Below are 21393 nucleotides of genomic sequence, written 5' to 3'. Positions count from 1 at the left end.
AACACCAGCAATAAGGGGGCGGTCTGCGGGCCGCCCCCTTTTTTTGTTGAAGGCTCAGGCCTTAACCAGCGCCTGCTGCGCCTGGAACCATGGCACCATCCGCGCGATGGCTTCCTCCACCAGCGGGGTTGAAACCGCAAAGCTGAAACGCACGAAACGGTGTCCGTCGACGGGATCGAAATCGATCCCCGGCGCGGTCGCGACGCCGGTTTCCTCGAGCAGGCGGATGCAGAACGCCATCGAATCCTGCGTCAGATGGCCGACATCGGCGTAGACGTAGAATGCGCCGTCCGGCGGAGCGATCCGCGCGAGCCCCATGGAGGGAAGCGCAGCCAGCAGCAGATCGCGGTTGCGCGCATACGTGCGGACATGGCCATCAAGCTCTTCGCCGCAATCAAGCGCGGCGAGGCCGGCGTGCTGGCTCAGCGAGGGCGGCGTCAGAAACAGGTTGCCCATCCGCGCCCGCGCCTGATCGACGAGATCCTCCGGCACAACCAGCCAGCCGAGCCGCCAGCCGGGCATGCTGAAATACTTGGAGAAGCTGTTCACCACGATCGCCTCGCGGTCGAACGGCAGCATCGAGCTGGCCGGGGCGCCGTATGTGATGCACTGGTAGATCTCGTCCGAAACGATGCGGATCCCGCGCGCCCGGCAAACCTGCGCAATCGCAGCCATTTCCTCGGGAGCGATCACCGTACCGGTCGGGTTGGCGGGGCTGGCGATGATCACGCCATCAGGCGCGGGTTCGAGCGCTTCGAGCGCGGCGGCGGTGATCTGGTAGCCCACTTCCGGGCCGCAAGGCAGCTCGACCGGTTCGATGTGAAGCGCCCGCAGCGTGTTGCGATAGGCCACATAGCCCGGCCGCGCGATCGCTACCCGCGCGCCGGGGCCGAACCGCAGCGAGAGCGCAATGACAAGCGCGGGCGAGGCGCCGCACGTAAGCACGATCTGGTGCGGCAAGACGGCGACCCCGGTGGTCTCCTCGACATAGCGGGCGAGCCGCGCGAGCAGTTCGCTGCTTTCCCAGTAGCCCTTGTCTTCCTCGTCCAGCACTTCGCGCGCGCGGGCAAGCGCGGCGGCGGGAGCGCCGGTCGAAGGCTGGCCATATTCCATGCGGATGACCGAGCGGCCCTGGGCCCTGAGGCGCTGGGCAATGGCTGAAATCGTGATGGCGTGAAATGGATCGAGCAATGCAGTCATGCCGCACCGCCTAGCACCGGCCACGCAGCGGCGCAAAGCCGCCGCAGTTGACATTGACCGGCGCGCGGGCGAGCCTTCACCTCAGATCCGGGCGGAGAACCGCACCGGACGCCATGGGAGAGCCATATCATGTCCACACCAGCCGCCCCGCCACAGGTGCCCTTGGGGCAAGCCGCAATCATCACGCTGGGCGTGGTCGTGGTGGTTGCCGGGTTCGTCGCGCTTGGCGCGTGGCTTCATGTCACGCCGCTCTATGCGGGGTTCCTGCTACTGTGGGCATGGTCAGCGCTCCACGAACTGTCACTGAAGGCACTGCCGGGCGCGCTGATCGGCGCGCTTACGGGCGCCAGCCTCAGCTTCATGCTGCAGACGGGTGCCGCGATGGGCAGCGTGCAGCTGATCGTGCTGGCGCTGCTGCTGATGGTTGTTGCGCTGTTTCTGGTCGTGGCCGGGCGTGCCGCGCTGTTCTGCAATCAGAGCACGATGCTGTTCATCACCGTGCTCAATGCGCCGGTGATTCAGGCTGGCGAGAACTTCCGCCAGGTGATCGTGGCAGTCGCGCTGGGTGCGGTGTGGTTCGGCCTTGTCGCCTGGGTGATCAGCCGGTTCGTGCCCGCTCCTGCAGCCAAGCCAGCGGCGGCCTAGCAGCTGGCGACGGGCTGTGCGGGGGAAGGATTGTAGATCTGGGTCAGATCGCGATCATCGCGCACATAGAGCGCGGCTTCCTTGCGGATCACCTTCGATGGCAGAATGCTGCCGAGGAAGAACGGTTTGTAGTTGTAGGCGATCTCGACGAACATGATCGCGGTTCCGGCATCTGCGGTCATTTTCGTGGTGGTATAGCCCATGCCGGCGAACGAAGTGCCCGTGGCTCCGGTCCCCTGCGGACCATAGCGTGAAGTCCAGCTGTTGAGCCCCCAGCAGCGCTGCCACGCGATCCACTGCCCGCCCTGGCTGTTGACCTGCAGGCTCGAGACAATCACCCGGCCGCGGGTCGGGATCTGCAGGTCCTCGCCCTGCAGGGCGGCCGCGCGGAACACCTGATTCATGTCGTATTCGCGAAACTGCGGCGCACCATTGACCTGAGTCTGCTTGGCGCGGCTGGCATTGTCCGCAACGGTAATGGCAAGCTGGTTGAGCCGCACATGGATCAGCGCGAGGTTCACGACCTCGATCCCGGTCAGCGACAAGCCCATGAGGAACGGCATGGCGAGGCCCAGTTCGACGGCGCTCACCGCGCTCGTGCTGCGCGCTAGGCGCCCCAGGAAACGCCGCAGCGGCTTCTTCGCGCGGCGATCCTTGGTGCTGTGCGGGATGATCATGGACATATCGAAGTCCCCGTGCGGGTGGCCTGCGTCGCAAAGGGCTGGTTCTTGAGGATCGTCGTCTGCGGGATGGTCTGGTATTCGGGCAGACCGAACATCTTCGCGAAGCCGAACCACTGCTTGTAGGAAACGGAGACCGTGTAGACGACGATATCGTTCGCGCCGCCAAGGCCGGATTTGCCCATATCGGCATCCCACACGCCGTTGCCGTTCATGTCGACAAAGCATTCGGTGGAATCGTATTTCCCGTTCTTGTTGGTATCGGTGAAATCCTCGGGCGTGCCGACAGAGGTGAAGTCAGCATAATTCTTGCGCGTGAACGTGATGCTGGCGGTGGGCATGACATACTTGATCGAGGTCGCCACGAGCGTATCGAGCGTGGTCGAATTGGTCTGCCCGGTTTGCAGCGTCGATTTGCGCGCGGCGGCATTGATCGAACCGGTCAGCACGGTGCGAACGTAGTAGCCTTGCGCAACCTGCAGCGAGCCGAACACCACGAGGAACAGGATCGGCGCGGTCAGGCCGAACTCGACCGCGCTGACCGCGTGACTGTCGCGCAGCAGCGCACTCCGGCACATCCGGCGCAAGGTGAGTGAGAGAGAGCGATGAGCCATCACTTGTTGATCCGCAAGTCGGCGACCTGGCCGGCGATGTACTTGAAGGTGTTGTTCAGCGTGGTCGTATCGTTCGCCTGATAGGCGCGCCCGGCCGTGGCGCAGGTGGTCATCTGCGTCGTCAGCGAGGTACCAAAGCCGATCACCCAGACGGTGTAGCCAAGGTTCTTGGCCTTGGTGCAAGCCGCAAGGAAGCGGTTGTTGTGGTAGCTTACCAAGGTCGAGCTCGAGGTGCCGGAAGGCGCCACGCGGTTGTCATAGAGCTCCTGTCCGTAGGCGCTGTAGGCCGTGGTGGTCGGCGCCATCAGACCGTCGGTCATGAAGATGATGTGGCGGCTGACCGAGGGATACTTGACCGGATCCACGTTCACGTTCGACTGGAAGATGCCGGTCGGGCTGCCGAGACGGGCGCCCCAGATCATGCCGATATCGTGATAGGTGCTGCCGGACGCGACAAGCGTGTTGACGTAGTTGGTCAGCCAGGTTGGCGGCACGGACGGGTTCGTCGTGTCGACCTCGGTGAACAGCATGGCCTTGGGCGGGCACTGCGAGCCGACCCGGGTGGTGTCGCTCTGCAGGCTGGTCTCGGTGCGCGTGGCGACGTTCGTGCTGCCACGATACCATTCCACGTCATTGAGATTGAGCTTCCACCGTGTCGCATCGTTGTACGGCACCGTGTCGATGTCGAGATCGGTCGCGCCGCTGGGCACCGGGTTCATGGCGAGGTTCTGGACGGTCTGGCGTTCCTCGATGCAACCATCCCAGTTCGCCGTAGCCGTGGTGAGGCCGGTTACGCCGGTCGTTCCCTTCAAGGCGGCGAGAGCGATCATGTCATAAGTCCCGGCAGTGGGCACCGTCGCGTTCGAGGCGATATTGGTCACGACCGTCGAGTTGCCGAGCCCCTTGAACCCGGTGACGTCGAGCGTCGCGGCCTTGAAGATCCAGTTGGTGAACTGATAGCGGGTGACATAAGTCGTCGTCGTCACCGACTTGTTGCGCACGCAGGTGCCAAGAGCGCCTGAGCCGCTGCCGGAAACCTTGGTCCACGAGCCAGAAGAATAAGTGGTGCTTGTCGTTGACGCCGGAGCCGGGCCGCCACCACTGACGGGGTTGCCACCGTTCGTCGGATAACTGTTCGTGCCGTAGCTGGTGCACTGCGATTGCGTGATGTTCGAACCGTACGTCTCGGTGGTGGCGGCGGCCGGCCAGACTGCCGTGCCGACATAAACCGGGGTGTTGAAGTTCGCGAGCGCGGTCTGGAACGATTGGGTATCGGCGAAGTAGCTGGTGGGTATCTGCCCCGCAGCGACGATGCCGCCGAGATTGACGGTTGCCGTGAACGGCACGAAACCGAAGCGGATGCGCGTGTTGGTCTTGTCGACCACGGCATTGGCGACGGTGGTGTAGAAGTTGAGGATGGCCGTCCGCAGACCCACGATCTTCGAATCGGGGCCGCTGTTGGAGTAGCCGTTGGATGGAGTGTCAGCCATCGAGCCGGTTGTATCGAGTACGAACATCACGTCGGCGCTCGCCATCTGCAGCTCGGCGCTGCACGCCACGGTGAGCGTGATGTTCTTGAAGCCGAAGATGCCCATGATCACCGTGGGCATGACAGTCGACGCCGTCCCGCTGACCGCGCCAGTGCCGCTCGAAACGGTGGTGAACGTGACGGTATTCGCATTGGTAGCGTTCGGATTGAAGTCGAAATTGAACATCTTGTTCGCCTTCGCCGTCTCCGACGTCCCGTAAGTGCCGGACGTTGCCATGGCCTTGCGCCCGGCCAGCACGCCCGCGTCGCAGGCGTTTTGCAGGCTCGTCTTGGTCATGTAGGCGCGCGCCATATCGGTGCCGCTGCCCACGAGGCTGACGAGGAGAATGATCGTGGCGAGCACGATGCCGAGCGTATTGCCCGCCGTATCGCGCAGCAGGCTGCCGAACAGTGATCGCATCGAAGCGCGCAGCTGGCCTTCCCTTGCTTTCGACCGACGCGGCATGTGGCGACATTCCTCCTACAGACGGACCGGGTCTGGCCCGCAGTCCTCCCCGAAACGCCGCAACCCCCTTTGCCAAGGACGGATTGCGGGCACGAGACTGACCCAAGCTCCGTCCTTGCGGGCAAATCGCCTTCCAAATCGTAAATTTGCGGAAAAAATTGTCTCGGGGGCATTACGCAAGAAGCCCAAGCGCCGCAGGATCAATGGTAAATGGAGTGGTAGCTCCGGGCTCATGCGCAGCTCTGTGTTGCGAGCGAGCATGGTCCGGACGCAGGCCCCTATGCCGGGCCACCGCGCAAAGTACGCGTCACTGCGCGATCAACGCGCGGCTTTGATGTGAAATGTGATTGGAGGCCCGAGCCGGAATCGAACCGGCGTAAACGGATTTGCAGTCCGGTGCGTAACCACTCCGCCATCGGGCCCCGATGCGCATCAGCGTGGAACGGCGCGGTTAGCCGAGCGCTGCGGCGCCCGCAACGGGATTCTTTGAAAGCGCCCCGCCTTCCGGCTCAGGGATCGACGAAATCGGCGGCGCGCTTCTCCATCCCGGCCTTCACCGCCTCGATCTGGTTGCGTGAATACATGAGTTCGTGCTGGGCCACGCTTTCTGCCATGAGTATCTGGTCCTCGTCCATATGTGCGGTGCGGCCCGTCAGCAGCTTGGCTCCGCGCACGGCAGTGGGGCTCTTGCCCGCAATCTCCTTTGCCAGCGCCATGGCGCGGCCAAGCGGATCGGCATCGACGTGAGTGGCAAAACCGAAGGCTGCGGCTTCGGCGCCGTTGAATTCGCGGTGCGTATAGGTCAGCTCGCGCAGCACGTCGTCGCGCACATTGCCGCGCCACAGTGCGTAGCCGCCCATGTCGGGCACGAGGCCCCACTTCACTTCCATGACGGCCAGACGCGCTTCGGGGTGCGCGATGCGGATATCCGCGCCGCTTGCTACTTGCAGGCCGCCGCCGAAGCAGACGCCGTGCACGGCTGCGATCACCGGCATCGGCAGGCCCCGCCAGACCATCGCAGCATATTGCGCGCGATTGGCATTGCCGTGGGTGCGATCGGTCAGGTTGCCGCCGCTTCCCCAGCGATCGGTGTTGCCCATGCTGGAAAGATCGAGCCCGGCGCAGAAGGAACGTCCCGCGCCGGAGAGGACCACGCAGCGCACGCCCTTGGCAGTGTGCAGGTGGCTCCCGGCCGCGATGATCCCCTCAAACATCGCATCATCGAGCGCGTTCATCTTGTCCGCCCGATCGAGCAGGACATGAGCGACGTGATCTTCGATGGTTATGCTGACGCGATCGTGGAACTTCATGGCTTGATCCTGCTCCCGGTCTCTTATGTTCAGGCGGCGCTGGCGTTGACACCCATGCTGCTGAGGTAGCGGCGGATGTTGCGCGCGGCCTGGCGCAGGCGCTGCTCGTTCTCGACCATCGCGATGCGCACATAGCCCTCGCCATCCTCGCCGTAGCCGACGCCCGGCGCGACCGCGACTTCGGCATGGGTGAGAAGCTGCTTCGAGAACTCGAGGCTGCCCATCTCGCGCAGCGCCGGCGGCAGCGGTGCCCAGGCGAACATCGAGGCGCGCGGGCTCGGGATTTCCCACCCGGCGCGGCCGAACGCCTCGACCATCACGTCGCGGCGCTTCTGGTAGAGCAGGCGGTTGGACTCGACGATGTCCTGCGGCCCGTTAAGCGCGGCGCAGGTCGCGGCCTGGATCGGTGTGAACGCGCCGTAATCGAGGTAGGACTTCACGCGGGTCAGCGCGGCGATGAGCTGCTTGTTGCCCACCGCGAAACCAACGCGCCAGCCGGCCATCGAGAAAGTCTTCGACATCGAGGTGAACTCGACCGCGACATCCTTCGCACCCGGCACTTCGAGGATCGAGCGCGTCGGGTTGCCGTCGAAATAAAGCTCGGAATAGGCGAGATCGGACAGCACCCAGACCTTGTTCTCGCGCGCCCAGGCGACAAGGCGCTCGTAGAAGGCGAGGTCGACCGTCTCGGCCGTCGGGTTCGAGGGGTAGTTGACGATAATGACCGACGGACGCGGCACGCTGTAGCGCATCGCGCGGTCCAGCGCTTCCCAGTAGCGTTCGTCGGGCGTGGTCGGCACCGAACGAATCGTCGCCCCGGCGATGATGAAGCCGAAGGTGTGGATCGGGTAGCTGGGGTTGGGCGCGAGCACGACATCGCCCGGCGCGGTGATCGCGGTGGCGAGGCTGGCGAGGCCTTCCTTCGATCCCATGGTCATCACGACCTCGTTCTCGGGATCAAGCTCCACATTGAAGCGGCGGGCGTAATAGTTGGCCTGCGCCTTGCGCACGCCGGGAATGCCCTTCGACGCGGAATAGCCATGCGCGTCGGGTTTCATCGCCACTTCGCACAGCTTTTCGATGACATGCGCGGGCGGCGGGAGATCGGGATTGCCCATGCCGAGATCGATGATGTCCTGCCCGCGGGCGCGTGCGGCGGCCCGCATCGCGTTCACTTCGGCGATGACATAGGGCGGCAGGCGCTTCATGCGGTAGAATTCTTCGGTCACGGTGGTTTCTCGCACTCCTTTGACGCAGCAAAAGCGCCGCGCCATCAGGCCCCTTACGACAATCGTCGGCCCGTGGGAACCGGAAGGGATCACAAGCACCGCAATCGGCGCTATAAGGCGCGCCTAGCGCAACAGGGACACTGACAACCATGGCCGAAGCCACAACGCCCCCCGCAGGCCCCAACGATACGGCGGTCATCGAGGATCTGATGCGCCAGCAGGGTGAGGCGGTGCAGGCCTTGTTCGCGCCGTTCCTGCCCACCGCCTCGACCCCCGTACCAAATCTGGCCCCCGATCCGGCAGCGATGCAGCATTGGGCGATGTCGGCCGCGAAGCTGCAGAAGATGTGGCTCGACTTCGGGGCCGAGCAGGCCGGGCAAGTCGAGCCGGCGATGGCGCGCATGGCCGATCCGGCACGCTGGACGTCTTTGTTCAGCGACTGGTACGCGGCGCTGCCGCTTTCCCAGACAGAGACGCAGGCCAAGCTCTGGGAAGACGGGCTGGAGCTGTGGACCAAGGTACTTGGCCGCTATGGCATCGGGCCGGCGGCGAGCAAGGAAGAGGCAGCGCCTTTGCCGCGCAAGGACCGGCGCTTTGCCGATCCGCGCTGGGCCGACCAGCCCTGGTTTGCCCTGCTCCACCAGACTTACCTGCTGCTCGCCGAGAAGCTCGCGGCGATGGCGTCCGACGTCAAAGGCCTCCCGCCGGAGCGCCAGCATCAGGTGCAATTCTTCACCAAGCTGGTCATCGATGCGCTGAGCCCCGCCAATTTCCCGATGACCAACCCGATCGTGATCGAACGCACGCTTGAGACCCACGGCGAGAACCTCGTGAAGGGCGCCGAGCACTTGCTGGCGGACATCCGCAAGGGGCAGCTGACCCACACCGATCCCGAAGCCTTCGAGCTGGGCCGCAACATCGCGATCACGCCGGGCAAGGTGGTCCACGAAACCCCGCTCTACCAGCTGATCCAGTACAGCCCGGCAACCGACGAAGTGCTTGCCGTGCCGCTGCTGATCTTCCCGCCGTGGATCAACCGTTTCTACATCCTCGATCTCAACCCCAAGAAGAGCTTCATCCGCTGGGCAGTGGAGCAGGGGCTCACGGTGTTCGTGGTTTCGTGGAAATCGGCCGATGCCTCGATGGCCGATATCGTGTGGGACGACTACGTGAGGGCGCAAGTCGAGGCGATCGACGTGGTGCGCGAACGGCTTGGCGTGCCGCAGACGCATGTGATCGGCTACTGTGTCGCCGGCACGACGCTGGCGGCAACGCTCGCCCTGATGGCGCGGCGCGGCGAGGCGGACAAGGTGCGCTCGGCCACGTTCTTCACTGCGCAAGTCGATTTCGAAAAGGCAGGCGATCTCAAGTCGTTCATCGACGACAAGCAGATCAAGATGCTCGAGAGCCTGTCCACCGACGGCTACCTCGACGGGCGCTACATGGCCGCCACGTTCAACCTGCTGCGCGGGACCGACCTCATCTGGAACTACGTCGTCAGCAATTATCTGCTGGGCGAGGACTACCCGGCCTTCGACCTGCTGCACTGGAATGGCGACACCACCAATCTGCCGGCCAAATGGCACAAGTCCTATCTGGAGGACCTCTATCGCGACAACCGGCTGGTCATGCCCGATTCGCTGGAGATTGATGGCACGCCGATCGACCTCAGGCTGATCGCGACACCCTGCTATATCCAGGCCGGGCGCGAGGATCACATCGCGCCGCCGGAAAGCGTGTGGAAGCTGACCCGGCTGCTCTCGGGCCCGTCACGCTTTCTGCTTGCGGGATCAGGCCATATCGCCGGCGTGGTCAATCCGCCCGATGCGGGCAAATACCAGTATTGGCGCAATGACGGTGCACCGACGACCCTCGCCGAATTCGTCGCCGGCGCGCGCGAGACGAAGGGCAGCTGGTGGCCCGACTGGATCGAGTGGATCCGCGCCTCCGACTCCGGCACCGTCCCCGCCAAGGGCAAGCGCGTGCCGGGCGGACGCAGCGACAAGGTGATCGAAGATGCGCCCGGGCGCTACGTGAAGACCCGCTAAGGCATCCCGCAGGCGGGCAAAGCGCCCGCCAAACGGGACAATCCGTGAAATGGTGCAGTGCACAATAGGACTTGACCTGACGGGACGCCGTGCCTATTTTGTGCACTGCAACACGGTCCGCTGCTGATCCAAACTCTTGGGTTTTGTTGATGGGGCGTGTCCGGCGCAGGAGCAGTCAGGTCATGGAAGACGACGTCAAGGATATCGCAAGCGCAGCAATCGCTGTGCCGAGCGCCGAGGCTGAAATCGCCGCGGCCGAGCCGCTCGCGCAGCCGGCAGGGCTTGAAGCGGAAGCCGTCCCGGCTGCCGCCACCAAGCCCAAGGGCAAGCCAGGCCGTCCCCGCAAGGTGGCCGTGCCTGCTCCCGCAAAGGCTGCGGAAGCACCGGTGGCTCCGGCTGCAAAGCCGGTTCGGAAGGTGAAAGTAAAGGCTGCCAAGCCCGCACCCAAGCCTGCCGCGAAGACCAGCACACCACTCGTCAAGACCAACCAGAAACAGGCCGTCTCCGTGAAGAGCGCGGCCGCCAAGCAGAAGGACTTCAGCATCATGAACGCCATTCCCACCGAAATGACCGAGACCATCCAGACCGCGATGAAGGAAGCTGCCGAGAAGGCGAAGGCCGCTCTCGAAAAGAGCCAGGCCGCGCTGGGCGACATGGGCACCTTCACCAAGGGCAACGTCGAGGCAGTCGTTGAATCGACCAAGATCCTCGCCTCGGGTCTCCAGGAAATGACCAAGAGCTACGCCGTCGAGACCAAGACTGTGGTCGAGACGATGCAGGCCGAAATGAAGGAACTCGCCTCGGTGAAGTCGCCGGCCGAATTCTTCGAAAAGCAGAACGCCATGCTGCGCAAGCAGTTCGACGCCGCGGTTGCCGCGACCTCGAAGAACAGCGAAGCGATGCTCAAGCTCGCCAGCGAAGCGTTCCAGCCGATCTCGAACCGCGTCAGCCTTGCGGTCGAAAAGATCAAGCACGCCGCCTGAAACGGCGTGGTTCGCCGGCGCTGAGGCGCGGGCGGGCTCTGAAATAGAAGCGGGCCGGACGGGATACCCTGTCCGGCCCGTTTCCGTTTCGCTCCTGAAAATGCGCCTCCCCAACTGGACTTTCAGGCCAAGTGTTCACCCGCCTCTTGTACGCACGGGCCTGCGATGCGATATTATGACCACGCCATGAGCATGAAAGCCAACCTCGGCGCCCCAAAGGGCCCTGCCGCCTTGTCGACCGCATTCGCGGTTCATAGCCCCGTGCGCGCGGCCGATGATGACGAACCCAAGGGCCCCGGCGGCGGTGGCGGCGGTAGCGACGATCAGGTCGGCATTGCCACCAAGACACGGACCCGGCCCAAGAAGCCCAGCATGTTCAAGGTGCTGATGCTCAACGACGATTATACGCCGATGGAATTCGTCGTGATGGTGCTCAAGCGCTTCTTCAACATGGATCTCGAGCAGGCGACGCGGGTCATGCTCCATGTCCACCAGAAGGGTGTCGGCGTCTGCGGGATTTTCCCTTACGAGATCGCCGAGACCAAGGTGAATCAGGTCATGGATTTCGCCCGTCAGAACCAGCATCCGCTGCAATGCACGCTCGAGAAGGCGTGATTCGCGCCTGAGCGAGCGCCTCAGTCGGCAGACGCCCGTCTCGCCCGGCATTTTCACCTTCCGCCCCGCCCTGAACCGGGCTAACCCCCGGCCTGTTCACACCGTCCATCCGGTCCAGCGAGCCGCCCAGCCTTTGCCACTTCTCACCGCCACTGACCGATACATCGCCCGGCTCGTGTTTGTGCCGATGTGCGCGGTTTTCGTGATCGCGGCGTCGCTGCTCGTGCTCGACAAGATGCTCAAGCTGTTTGACTTCGTGGCGACCGAGGGCGGGCCGGTCAGCATCGTGTTCAAGATGCTGGCGAATCTCCTGCCTGAATATGCCAGCCTCGCGATTCCGCTGGGGCTGATGCTTGGCATCCTGCTTGCTTTCCGGCGGCTCGCCACCTCATCCGAACTCGATGTGATGCGCGCGGTCGGGCTTTCCTACACGCGGCTGCTGCGGGTGCCCTACCTCTTCACCATGGTGCTCGCCGCGCTCAATCTGGTGATCGTCGGCTATCTCCAGCCGCTCTCGCGCTACTATTACGAGCAGCTCCAGTTCGACCTGCGCTCGGGCGCGCTTGGTGCTTCGATCAAGGTGGGCGAGTTCAACACGCTGCAGGACCGCACCGCCCTGCGCGTCGATTCCAGCCGTGATGAAGGGCGGGACCTCCGCGGGATCTTCGCCCGGATCGCCGCCAAGGATGGACAGGTCCTCGTGATTTCCGCGCGCGAGGGCCAATTCTTCGCCAACAAGGAAAATCCCGACACGGTGATTCTGCGCCTTTCCGAAGGCCAGATCGTGCAGGATGGCCCGGGCATCAATTCGCCGCGCGTACTCACGTTCGCGACACACGATTTGCCGATCGACCTGCCCAAGATCGAACAATTCCGCAGCCGAGGCGAGCGCGACCGCGAATATTTCCTGCCCGAATTGCTGCGCATCGGCTGGAGCAAGGATTCGAGCCAGGCCGCGCGTTACCAGAGCATCGCCAGTCTCAACTACCGCCTCGTCGAAGTGGCGATGATGTTCCTGCTGCCGCTGCTGGCGGTTGCTCTTGCGGTGCCGCCCAAGCGTTCGAGCTCGGCGCTTGGCGTGTTCGTCTCGATCGTGATGGTGGTCGCCTATCACAAGGTCAACGAATACGGGCAGGACGTCGCCAGCCTTGGCCGGGTCGATCCAACGCTCGCGCTGTGGGGGCCGTTCGTGCTGTTCTCCGCGCTGATCGTGGCGATGTACTGGCGGCTTGCCTATGTGCCCGGCGGCCAGCCGATCGGCGCGCTGGAAACCGGCTTTACCAAGGTTTCGCGCTCGGTGATGAAGCTGTTCGCCGCGCGCCAACCGCGCCCTGTCGAGGTTTCCGGAGCGGTCGATGCAGCTTGATTTCTTCCCTTCGCGCACGATCACGCTCTACATCGGCCGAATGTTTGCAGTGCGGATCATCGCCGTTCTGCTGATGCTCGTGCTCGTGCTGCAGATGCTCGATCTGCTCAGCGAAAGCGGCCGCATCCTGGCCGCGCCGGGCAATGGCCAGGGTGAGCTGCTGACATATGTGGGCCTGCGCGTGCCCCAGCTGATCAGCCGCTTCCTGCCCTATTCGGTGCTGCTGGCGACGATCATCACGCTGATGACACTCAACCAGAACAGCGAGGTCATCGCGCTCAAGGCTGCCGGGCTTTCCGCGCATCAGGTGCTGGCGCCGCTGTTCCTTGTCGCCGGGCTGACTTCGCTGGTGACGCTCGGCTTCAACGAGCGCGTGGTCGTGCGCTCTTCCGCGACGCTCAAGGCCTGGCAGGCAGTCGAATACAAAGCCATCCCGCGAGACAGTGCGGTCAAGACCAACGTGTGGCTGCAGGACGGCGGCAACCTGCTGTACGCGCGATCGGTCACGGGTCAGGGCAATCAGACCCGCATGAGCGATGTCAGCTGGTATCGCCGCGATCCCGCCGGCATGGTGACCGAGATCGTGCGTTCGCCCGAGGCGACTTACGCCCGGCCCGGCTGGCACTTCAGCAAGCCCGGCGGCTTCGATGTGCAGAGCGCACGCCGCCTCACCTACTCCGCCGGCCAGATCTTCGCCAAGAGCGTCGATCCGGCGCAAGTGGTGATCCGCAAGGCCGATGCCGACGGGGAATCCATCTCGCAGCTCTCAGGCTCGATCGACGCAATTCGCAACGCGGGCTACCGCACCAGCGAGCTTGAGGGCAAATGGTGGCACAAGCTCTCCGGCCCGCTTTCAGCGCTGCTCATGCCGCTGCTCGGCGCGGTCGCCGCGTTCGGTCTGGCGCGCTCGGGCATGCTGTTCGTGCGTGCGGTGATCGGCATGGCGCTGGGCTTTGCCTACTTCGTGGTCGACAACGCCGCGCTCGCCATGGGCAATTTCGGCGGATACCCGCCGCTGCTCGCGGCTTGGGCGCCGTTCTTCCTGTTTCTCCTGATCGGCGAGACGGTGCTGGTCAGGACAGAAGAGTAGCAGCCCCCGCATCGCTTGCCCGCAGCGGCAGACGCAGCGCGCGAACCCCTGCCGCATCGGCAGGCGGGAAACGCCCCGCGCGGATGTTCACCTGAATCGAGGGCAGGAGCAGGCGCGGCGGCGCGAGCGTGGCATCGCGGGCCTGCCGCAGCGCCACGAAGGCCGCTTCATCAATGCCATCGTGCGCCTGCACATTGGCCCGGCGCTGCTCGCCAACCGTGGTTTCCCACGCAAATTCGGTTCGCCCCGGGCCCTTGTAATCGTGGCACAGGAACAGCCGCGTCTCGTCCGGCAGTGCGAGCAGGCGGCGGATCGACCGGTAGAGCGCATGGGCATCGCCGCCGGGAAAATCGCACCGCGCGGTGCCGTAGTCCGGCATGAACAGCGTATCGCCAACGAAGACCGCGTCGGCGATACGGAAGCTGATGCAAGCAGCGGTATGCCCCGGTGTATGCATGACAGTGAAGGCAAGGTTGCCGAGCGGGACCACCTCGCCATCATGCAGCAATCGGTCGAAATCACCGGCCTCGGGCAGCAGGTCCTCCGCTCCGAACATTGGCGCGAACGTGGCCTGAACCTCGGTGATATGGACGCCGATGCCGATCCAGGCCCCGGTCCGCGCGGCGATCAGCTTCGCCCCGCTCAGATGATCGGCATGGGCATGGGTTTCCAGCACCATCTCGATGCGCCAGCCGCGCGCTGAAGCCGCAGCCAGCACCGCCTCGACCGATACGGAACCGATACGCGCCGCGGCCTGATCGAAATCGAGCACCGAATCGATCACTGCTGCAGCGCCGGTTGCGGGGTCGGCCACGAGATAGGTCACCGTGTTGGTAGGCTCGTCGAAGAAGGCGAGAATTTCGGGCTGGGCAAGCATGGCAGAGGTCCTTTCGAGACTGCTATATATTAGGTATTGCTAAATTAGCAAGTCATGATATATAGGGTCCATGACGATCCACCCGCCCCTCGATACCGCCACGTTCGAAGCCAACGCCACCACGGTCGCGGCGATCCTGCGCGAACTTGCCAATCCGCATCGGCTGATGGTGCTGTGCTCGCTGGTCGAGACAGGCGAAATGAAAGTGGGCGACATCGCGCAGCGCGTCGGGCTCTCGCAGTCGGCGCTCTCGCAGCACCTCGCCCGGCTGCGTGAGGAAGGCCTCGTCGCCTTCACGCGCGAGGCGCAGGTGCTGCGCTACCGCATTGCCGACGCCCGGATCGAAGCGCTGCTCGCGACCCTTTACCAACTCTACTGCGCCCCAACTCAGTTGCACCAAGGATTGAAGCCATGACCCTGCCCGTTATTTCCCCTGTCGAAGCGCGAAAGATGGTCGCCGGCGGTGCGCGCCTGATCGACATTCGCTCGCCGGACGAATTTGCCCGCGCCCGCATTCCCGGTTCCGAAAATCGCCCGGTCGATGCCATGGGCCGTGTCGGCGACGCGCCGGCCGTGGTCTACCATTGCCGCAGCGGCATGCGCACTGCGGCCAATGCCGAGCGTCTGGCCGCGGCTAGCGAGTGCCCGGCCTATCTGCTCGAAGGCGGGCTCGATGCCTGGCGCGCAGCGGGGCTGCCGGTGGCAGAAGACCGCAAGGCGCCGATCGAGATCATGCGGCAAGTGCAGATCGCGGCCGGATCGCTCGTGGTGCTTGGCATCGCGCTTGGCCTCATGGTCCAGCCGGCATTCCTTGGCCTCTCCGCCTTTGTCGGCGCGGGCCTCGTGTTTGCCGGCACCACCGGCTGGTGCGGCATGGCCAAGCTCCTCGCGGCCTTGCCGTGGAACCGGCGCGCGGCGGCCTGATCCCGTGCCGCTGGCCATGATCCTGGCGGCGCTCGGCAGTGGCGGGCTGATCGGCCTGATCCTTGCAGGGCTTGGCGCGGGTGGATCCATCCTGATGACTCCGCTGCTGGTCTACGGCGTCGGCGTAGGGTCCGCCCACGCCGCCGTCGGGACCAGCGCGGTTGCCGTCACACTCAACGCGTTGGTCAGCCTTGTCGGTCACGCCCGCGCGGGCACGGTCAAATGGCGCTGCGCCGGCGTCTTTGCGGTTTCGGGGGTGGTCGGCGCAGGCATCGGAGCAGAGGCCGGCAAGGCGCTCGACGGGCGGCATCTGCTACTGCTGTTCGGCCTCCTGATGATCGGTGTGGGCCTTTCCATGCTGCGCCCGCGGCGCGGAGAAGAGCGGGCCGACGTGCGCCTGACCCGGACCAGTGCGGGGCAGCTGCTGCCTCGGCTCATCCCCATCGGCTTTGGGACCGGCCTGCTGGCAGGTTTCTTCGGGATCGGCGGCGGGTTCCTGATCGTGCCCGGTCTGATCGCGGCAACCGCCATGCCGATGCGCAATGCGACCGGCACCTCGCTTGTCGTCGTCGCCGCATTGGGAGCCACGACCGCGACGTCCTATGCGGTTTCGGGCCTCGTCGCCTGGCCGCTTGTTGCCGTGCTCGTCCTGGGCGGCCTCGGCGGCGCAGTGCTGGGCCTTGTCGGCGCGCGCTATCTCGCGGCCCGGCGCGGCCTTGTCGAGCGCGGCTTCGCGCTATTGGTCATCACGGTCGGGATCTACGTGGCGGTGATGCGCTAGCGCGCGGTCATCGTGCTGCGCACCAGCCGCCCGAGCAGCGGGAACAGCCCGGAATAGCTTGAGCGCACATATGTCGATCCGGCGCCCAGCTCCGCGCTCAGGCGGCGATGCGCCTCACCCAGTGCGTGATACGGCACGCTTGGCAGCAAGTGGTGCAGCGCGTGGTAGCGAAGGCCGACCGGCGCCCACAGCGCCGTCAACCAGCCCGGCGGCGGCACGTTGACCGAATCGAGGTACTGCCCCGTCACCGTCATCGTCTCGCCCTCGTTCTCCCACAAGTGGGCGACAAGCGTGCGGGCCTGATTGAGCACTGCGCCGAGCGCGATGACGGCAATGCCGATAAGCAGCGGCCGCCAGCCGTGCGTGGCCGACCATGCGAGCAGGAACCACGCCCACGCAGTTGCGCCCAGTTCCTGCCAGAACACCATCCGCGCAAATTCGCCTTCGGGCGGGCGGCGGCGGAAGGCCGGGTTGATCGCGAGCGCCGAGGCGCGCGCCCAGACCAGCCGGCGCAGCGGCGGGATGACCACACCGAGCGGCACCAGCACGGCAGAGCGCACCAGCAGCGCCACAGGCAGCAGAATGGCCGTCAGCAGGAACACCGGCAGCGACCACGGCTTCATCAGTGCGAGTGGCAGGTACTCCGGATCCTCCACCGTACCGTAGCGCGTGCGCGCGTGGTGCAGCGGGTGGACACCTTCGTACATGAACGAGGGCGTGAGCATCGGAATGCCCACGACCAGGTTCCACACGAAGCGGAAACCGGGCAGGGCATTGCGGTGGATATGCGAAAGCTCGTGAATGAACAGCAGCGCGCGGTAAAACGCCAGCGCCGAAAGCACCCCGAAGGCCGCCGCCGCCCACATGTTCCCGGTCAGGATTGCGCCGGCCAGCGCGGCATAGCCCGTCAGCGCCGAGGCCAGCATATCGGGCCAGAACACGGCAGGCTTCGCCTCGCCAAGATCGCGCGTGAGCTCTACCGCCGCGCGGAGCATCGCCTTGTCGTCCGGCGTGCGAGCGAGGATCGCGGCCTCTGCAGACGCAGCGCCAGCGGGCCGGGGTTCCGGCGCGGACGGCGTTTCGAGGGACGGAGAGGCAAGCATTCACTGATTCCTGATTGAGCCGCTAAGTTTTTTCGGGGGCGTGCCTCGCTCCGTCCGGCTTGACAATCCGGCCCGGGCCAACGCAGGCAAGCCCTTCGTTTGTTCAATACCTTCAAACAAAGGCAAGATCGTGGCCGGGACCCCAGACACTAGTGGCGAAGTAAGCATCACCCCGGTTTCCGGCAAGGCCGATCGCACTGCCTTTGTGGACCTGGCCTATAGCATCAATGCCAGCGATCCCGCCTGGGTGCCGCCTCTGCGGATGGAAGCGGTGGAGCTCGTCACGCCGGGCAAGAACCCGTTCTTCGAACATGCCGACGTGCAGCTGTTCCTCGCCCGCCGCGGCGGGAAAGTGGTGGGGCGCATCTCGGCGCATATCGATCACCTCGCCGTTGCGATGGATCCGGTGCAGGGCATGGGCCCGGGCACGGGCAACTGGGGCCTCCTCGAGGCGGAGGACGAAGCCGTGGCCCGCGCGCTGATCACTCGCGCAGAGGACTGGCTGCGCGAGAAGGGCATGACCCGCGTGCTGGCACCCATCTCGATGTCGATCTGGGAAGAGCCGGGCCAGCTCGTGCGCGGGTTTGAACAATCGCCCACGGTGATGATGGGCCACCAGAGCAAGCGCTATCCGGCCTATATCGAGGCACTGGGCTACAGCCACGCCAAGTCGCTGCTCACCTACGAGCTCGACATCAGCAAGGATTTCCCGCCGCTGATCCAGCGCATCGTCGCCTCGGGCGAGAAGAACCCGCGCATCCGCATCCGCGGCGTGGACAAGAGCAAGTTCGATGCCGAGGCCAAGCTCATCCTGGACATCCTCAACGATGCCTGGTCGGACAACTGGGGCTTCGTGCCCTTCACCGACACCGAGATCGCCTACGCCGGAAAGAAGTTCAAACCGATCGTGCGTGAGGATCTCATCATGATCGCCGAGTACGACGGCGAACCGGTGGCCTTCATGATGACGCTCCCGGATCTCAATGAAGTGATCAAGCCCATGGGCGGCTCGCTGTTTCCGTTCAACTGGGCCAAGCTGCTGCTCTGGCTCAGGAAACCGCGCGTGCGCACCATGCGCGTGCCGCTGATGGGCGTGCGCAAGCGGCTGCAGTCCTCGCGCCTTGCCAGCCAACTCGCTTTCATGATGATCGAATACATCCGCCGCAATTCCGTGACGCGCTACGGCGCAACGCGCGGCGAGATCGGCTGGATCCTCGATGACAATCAGGGGATGGTCGCCATCGCCGATGCGATCGATAGCAAGGTCAACAAGGAATACATGATCTACGGCAAGGGCCTCTAAAGCGGCAGCAACCGCGAAACCCGCGTTTCGCAGATGAATCGGCGTCGGTTCGCCGACGCCGCCTTGATCCGGCCACACGCGAGGTCCAGATAGCGGCCCAAGATGGCCGACATGCCCGATCCCGAACTAGAAACCGGCGTTGCCGTGCCCCGCCTGCCCGATGAGTGGGCGGGCGATACGCGCGCACGGCTGCAATCGGCGATCGTGCTGCTGCTGATGGTCGGGCTGTTCCTCGCCCTGCCCTTCGTGCTTTCGATCGGCGCGGTGGTGTTTCTGCCGCCTGTCACTGCGGTCGTCATCACCATCATCCTTGCTCCGATGGCCGACCGGCTCTGCCGCTTCGGCTTTCCGGACATGCTCGCGGCGCTCATGGCCATGCTGACGATGGCGGGCGTGATCGTGCTCGCCCTCGCGCTGATCCTCCAGCCGGCCTTTGCCATGGTCGATCAGGTGCCGGACATGCTGACGGTGGTCAGTCGCCGTTTTGCCGAATGGCGCGGCAACCTTGCCTGGATCAACGATTTCAACCGCCAGCTCGCCCGTCTGCTGGGCCACAGCCCGCGCGAGGTCGTGCTCGCCACCCCTTCGGTCATCGAGCAGGTTGCCTTCGCGACGCCGAGCCTGGTGCTCGAAACGCTGGTCACCCTGCTGATGACCTTCTTCATGATCGAGACGCGCCTGCGCGTGCGCCGCCGCCTCGCGCGCGACGGGGACAGCGTGAACGCCTCGGTGCGCATTGCCCGCGTGATGCGCGATGTGCAGGACCGCGTGGCAGGCTATCTGCTCACCGTCGCAGTGATCAACCTCGGCGTCGGCGTGATCGTCGCGGCGGGGGCCTGGGCGTTCGGGCTCAGCGCGCCGATCATGTGGGGCGGCCTCGCCTTCGTGTTCAACTTCCTGCCCTATCTCGGCCCACTGGCGATGATGGCGCTGCTGGCGCTGGTCGGGCTGGGCACCGCAAGTTCGGTAGCGGTCGGCGTGGTCCCGGCGCTCGCTTTCCTCGGGCTCCACGCAATCGAGGCGAATTTCGTGACACCGGCGATCCTCGGCGCGCGCCTCACCGTGAGCCCGGTCTCGATCCTTGTCGCGATCAGCTATTTCTCGTGGATCTGGGGCGTGCCCGGCGCGCTGCTGTCGGTCCCGATCCTGATGATCATCGAGGCCATGCTCGACAATCTTGGCCGGCCCAACGTGATCGGCTTCCTGCTGGGCGAACCGTTGTTCCGGCCCGGATCCGGGCTCAGTCGCTAGCGAGTTCCGGCGCGTCGTCCAGCCCCGGCATCGCATCGACCACGGCAGTTACGGCCACATCAAGCGTCACATTGCCCAGCGTGCGCATCAGATCGGGCAGCACTTCCACTGCCACCAGCAGCGCCAGCGGCCCGACCGGAACCCCCATGGCAAGGGCGATCGGCCCGCACGAAGTGACGAGGCTGATGGCGCCGGGCAGGCTCACCGCGCCAAAGCTCATGACCGAGGCGACGGCGAAGCCCGCCAGCATGTGCCAGCCATCGACCGGCACGCCGAGCCAGTGCGCGAGGTAGATCGCGACAGCGAAGTTCATCGCAGGGCCGGTGCCGCGAAACAGCGCGACGGCGAGCGGCAGAGTGAACTCGGCGGCGCGGTCGCGAATGCCGAGCTGGCGGCAGGCGCCCAGCATCGCGGGGAGCGAGGCAAGCGAAGACTGCGTCGAGAGTGCCAGCGCCTGCGCCGGAATCACAGCGCGGGCAAAGGCGCCGAGCGACTGGCGGCCGAACAGCACGGCAATCGGATAAGCGCTGAGGAACATCACCGTGCCGGTCAGCGTCACGATCAGTACGTAGTGTGCCAGCGCGCCGATGGCTGCGGTGCCGGTATGCGCCGCAACCGCAAAGCTCAGCGCGAAGACGCCGGCGGGCGCGGTCCACAGGATCCAGCCGACGACGACCAGCGTTGCCCCGCCGATGGCTTCGAAAAACGTCAGCAGGCTTTCGCGCTGGCGGGCGGCTAGGCGGGCGGCGGCCACAGCGAAGATCGCGGTGAACAGCAGCAGCGGCAGGATCTGGTCAGAGGCGGCGGCAGCAAACACGTTTGCAGGCACGAACGAGGCGACGAAATCGCCCACGCTCGGCAGCGGGCCGGTCGTTTGTGCGTTGCTGGCGGCCATGCCCGCGCGCAGCGCATCGGCGGCGCCGGGCGGACTGGGGATCAGCGCCAGCAGCGCCGGGACGACGAAAGCCGCCATCGCCGAACCACCCGCAAGGATGAGGTAGAACCAGCCGAGCGCACGCCGCGCCATCGCCCCGGCCCGCGCCGCCGCAACCGTCTGCACCACGCCCATGAACAGCAGCGAGACGACCAGCGGAATGATCGTCGCCCGCAGCGCGCGCAGCCACATGTCGCCCACCGGCTCCGCCACCGCGAGCAGCGGCGTCAGTGCGCCAGGCGCGCGCATCGCCACGGCAAGGCCCAGCCCGAGGCCACCGACCAGCCCGACAAACGTCCACAGCGTAGGCACTTTGGTGATTTCGGGCAGCGGGCTCGGCGAACGCGCAGAGTCGCCGGATGACGTATCGTTAATCGCTTGGTTCATGGGGCGGTGACATTAAGCGTGTAGGGGCATATGGCAATCCGCGCCGCGCAAGCGCTTCT

General features: G+C 65.1%; 20 protein-coding genes and 1 tRNA gene. 11 read left to right on the top strand and 10 right to left on the bottom strand.

Translation table 11 applies throughout. The annotated features are described in order from the left end of the window. Positions 1-54 precede the first annotated feature (54 nt). Entirely contained in the window at positions 55-1200 is a 1146-nt protein-coding gene (locus ACO056_RS04280; protein WP_421852315.1) for an aminotransferase class I/II-fold pyridoxal phosphate-dependent enzyme, read from the bottom strand. A gap of 129 nt (positions 1201-1329) precedes the next feature. Between ACO056_RS04280 and ACO056_RS04275 the strand changes: the two genes are divergently transcribed. After that, positions 1330-1845: a hypothetical protein gene (locus ACO056_RS04275; RefSeq protein WP_421852312.1), complete on the top strand. Its 516-nt coding sequence runs from the start codon at positions 1330-1332 to the stop codon at positions 1843-1845. Here the strand turns inward: ACO056_RS04275 and ACO056_RS04270 are convergent. The 6 genes from ACO056_RS04270 to ACO056_RS04245 form a co-directional block, all read right to left on the bottom strand. Then, positions 1842-2528 (bottom strand): TadE/TadG family type IV pilus assembly protein, encoded by a 687-nt coding sequence (locus tag ACO056_RS04270; RefSeq protein ID WP_421852309.1) that lies wholly within the window; start codon positions 2526-2528, stop codon positions 1842-1844. The genes ACO056_RS04275 and ACO056_RS04270 overlap by 4 nt on opposite strands. Beyond that, positions 2519-3139, bottom strand: coding sequence for a TadE/TadG family type IV pilus assembly protein (locus ACO056_RS04265; RefSeq protein WP_421852306.1), 621 nt, complete (start codon positions 3137-3139; stop codon positions 2519-2521). The genes ACO056_RS04270 and ACO056_RS04265 overlap by 10 nt, the downstream gene beginning before the upstream one ends. Then, entirely contained in the window at positions 3139-5133 is a 1995-nt protein-coding gene (locus ACO056_RS04260) for a pilus assembly protein (RefSeq protein ID WP_421852303.1), read from the bottom strand. Before ACO056_RS04260 ends, ACO056_RS04265 begins: the two co-directional genes overlap by 1 nt. A gap of 348 nt (positions 5134-5481) precedes the next feature. Beyond that, positions 5482-5555 (bottom strand) — tRNA-Cys (locus tag ACO056_RS04255). 87 nt (positions 5556-5642) lie between these two features. Continuing rightward, positions 5643-6443: a crotonase/enoyl-CoA hydratase family protein gene (locus ACO056_RS04250; protein WP_421852300.1), complete on the bottom strand. Its 801-nt coding sequence runs from the start codon at positions 6441-6443 to the stop codon at positions 5643-5645. A 29-nt stretch (positions 6444-6472) separates the two neighbouring features. Beyond that, positions 6473-7672, bottom strand: coding sequence for an LL-diaminopimelate aminotransferase (locus ACO056_RS04245; RefSeq protein WP_421852297.1), 1200 nt, complete (start codon positions 7670-7672; stop codon positions 6473-6475). 149 nt (positions 7673-7821) lie between these two features. On the opposite strand from ACO056_RS04245, the gene ACO056_RS04240 reads away from it, so the two are divergent. From ACO056_RS04240 to lptG, 5 genes are all read left to right on the top strand, one after another. Then, a complete protein-coding gene (locus ACO056_RS04240; RefSeq protein ID WP_421852294.1) occupies positions 7822-9720 on the top strand; it encodes a PHA/PHB synthase family protein in 1899 nt (632 codons plus the stop codon). A 182-nt stretch (positions 9721-9902) separates the two neighbouring features. Next, positions 9903-10703, top strand: coding sequence for a phasin family protein (locus ACO056_RS04235; RefSeq protein ID WP_421852291.1), 801 nt, complete (start codon positions 9903-9905; stop codon positions 10701-10703). Positions 10704-10889: 186 nt separating this feature from the next. Next, positions 10890-11318, top strand: coding sequence for an ATP-dependent Clp protease adapter ClpS (clpS, locus tag ACO056_RS04230; protein ID WP_421852289.1), 429 nt, complete (start codon positions 10890-10892; stop codon positions 11316-11318). A gap of 133 nt (positions 11319-11451) precedes the next feature. Continuing rightward, entirely contained in the window at positions 11452-12684 is a 1233-nt protein-coding gene (lptF, locus tag ACO056_RS04225; protein WP_421852286.1) for an LPS export ABC transporter permease LptF, read from the top strand. After that, complete coding sequence (gene lptG, locus ACO056_RS04220; RefSeq protein ID WP_421852283.1) at positions 12674-13774, top strand: LPS export ABC transporter permease LptG; 1101 nt, start codon at positions 12674-12676, stop codon at positions 13772-13774. The genes lptF and lptG overlap by 11 nt, the downstream gene beginning before the upstream one ends. On the opposite strand, the gene ACO056_RS04215 is transcribed toward lptG, so the two are convergent. Beyond that, positions 13758-14651, bottom strand: coding sequence for an MBL fold metallo-hydrolase (locus tag ACO056_RS04215; RefSeq protein WP_421852280.1), 894 nt, complete (start codon positions 14649-14651; stop codon positions 13758-13760). The two genes, lptG and ACO056_RS04215, sit on opposite strands and share 17 nt — an antisense overlap. A gap of 70 nt (positions 14652-14721) precedes the next feature. Between ACO056_RS04215 and ACO056_RS04210 the strand changes: the two genes are divergently transcribed. From ACO056_RS04210 to ACO056_RS04200, 3 genes are read left to right on the top strand one after another with little or no spacing between them, the layout of a single operon-like run. Next, positions 14722-15066, top strand: a complete 345-nt coding sequence (locus tag ACO056_RS04210; RefSeq protein WP_421852277.1) for an ArsR/SmtB family transcription factor — start codon at positions 14722-14724, stop codon at positions 15064-15066. Then, complete coding sequence (locus ACO056_RS04205; RefSeq protein WP_421852274.1) at positions 15063-15575, top strand: rhodanese family protein; 513 nt, start codon at positions 15063-15065, stop codon at positions 15573-15575. Before ACO056_RS04210 ends, ACO056_RS04205 begins: the two co-directional genes overlap by 4 nt. 4 nt (positions 15576-15579) lie before the next feature. Then, positions 15580-16356, top strand: coding sequence for a sulfite exporter TauE/SafE family protein (locus tag ACO056_RS04200; RefSeq protein ID WP_421852271.1), 777 nt, complete (start codon positions 15580-15582; stop codon positions 16354-16356). On the opposite strand, the gene ACO056_RS04195 is transcribed toward ACO056_RS04200, so the two are convergent. Then, complete coding sequence (locus ACO056_RS04195) at positions 16353-17459, bottom strand: fatty acid desaturase family protein (RefSeq protein ID WP_421852268.1); 1107 nt, start codon at positions 17457-17459, stop codon at positions 16353-16355. The two genes, ACO056_RS04200 and ACO056_RS04195, sit on opposite strands and share 4 nt — an antisense overlap. Positions 17460-17589: 130 nt before the next feature. Here ACO056_RS04195 and ACO056_RS04190 point away from each other — a divergent pair, with 130 nt between their 5' ends. Together ACO056_RS04190 and ACO056_RS04185 are read left to right on the top strand one after the other, a co-directional pair. After that, complete coding sequence (locus ACO056_RS04190) at positions 17590-18762, top strand: GNAT family N-acetyltransferase (protein WP_421852265.1); 1173 nt, start codon at positions 17590-17592, stop codon at positions 18760-18762. A 111-nt stretch (positions 18763-18873) separates the two neighbouring features. Further along, on the top strand, positions 18874-20013 hold the full coding sequence (locus ACO056_RS04185; RefSeq protein WP_421852262.1) for an AI-2E family transporter: 1140 nt from the start codon (positions 18874-18876) through the stop codon (positions 20011-20013). Here ACO056_RS04185 and ACO056_RS04180 read toward each other — a convergent pair. Next, on the bottom strand, positions 20003-21334 hold the full coding sequence (locus ACO056_RS04180; RefSeq protein WP_421852259.1) for a dicarboxylate/amino acid:cation symporter: 1332 nt from the start codon (positions 21332-21334) through the stop codon (positions 20003-20005). The two genes, ACO056_RS04185 and ACO056_RS04180, sit on opposite strands and share 11 nt — an antisense overlap. Positions 21335-21393: the final 59 nt, after the last annotated feature.

The organism is Novosphingobium sp. (genome assembly GCF_965228995.1).
Lineage (GTDB): Bacteria > Pseudomonadota > Alphaproteobacteria > Sphingomonadales > Sphingomonadaceae > Novosphingobium.
This window is presented reverse-complemented; position numbering and strand designations above follow the sequence as displayed.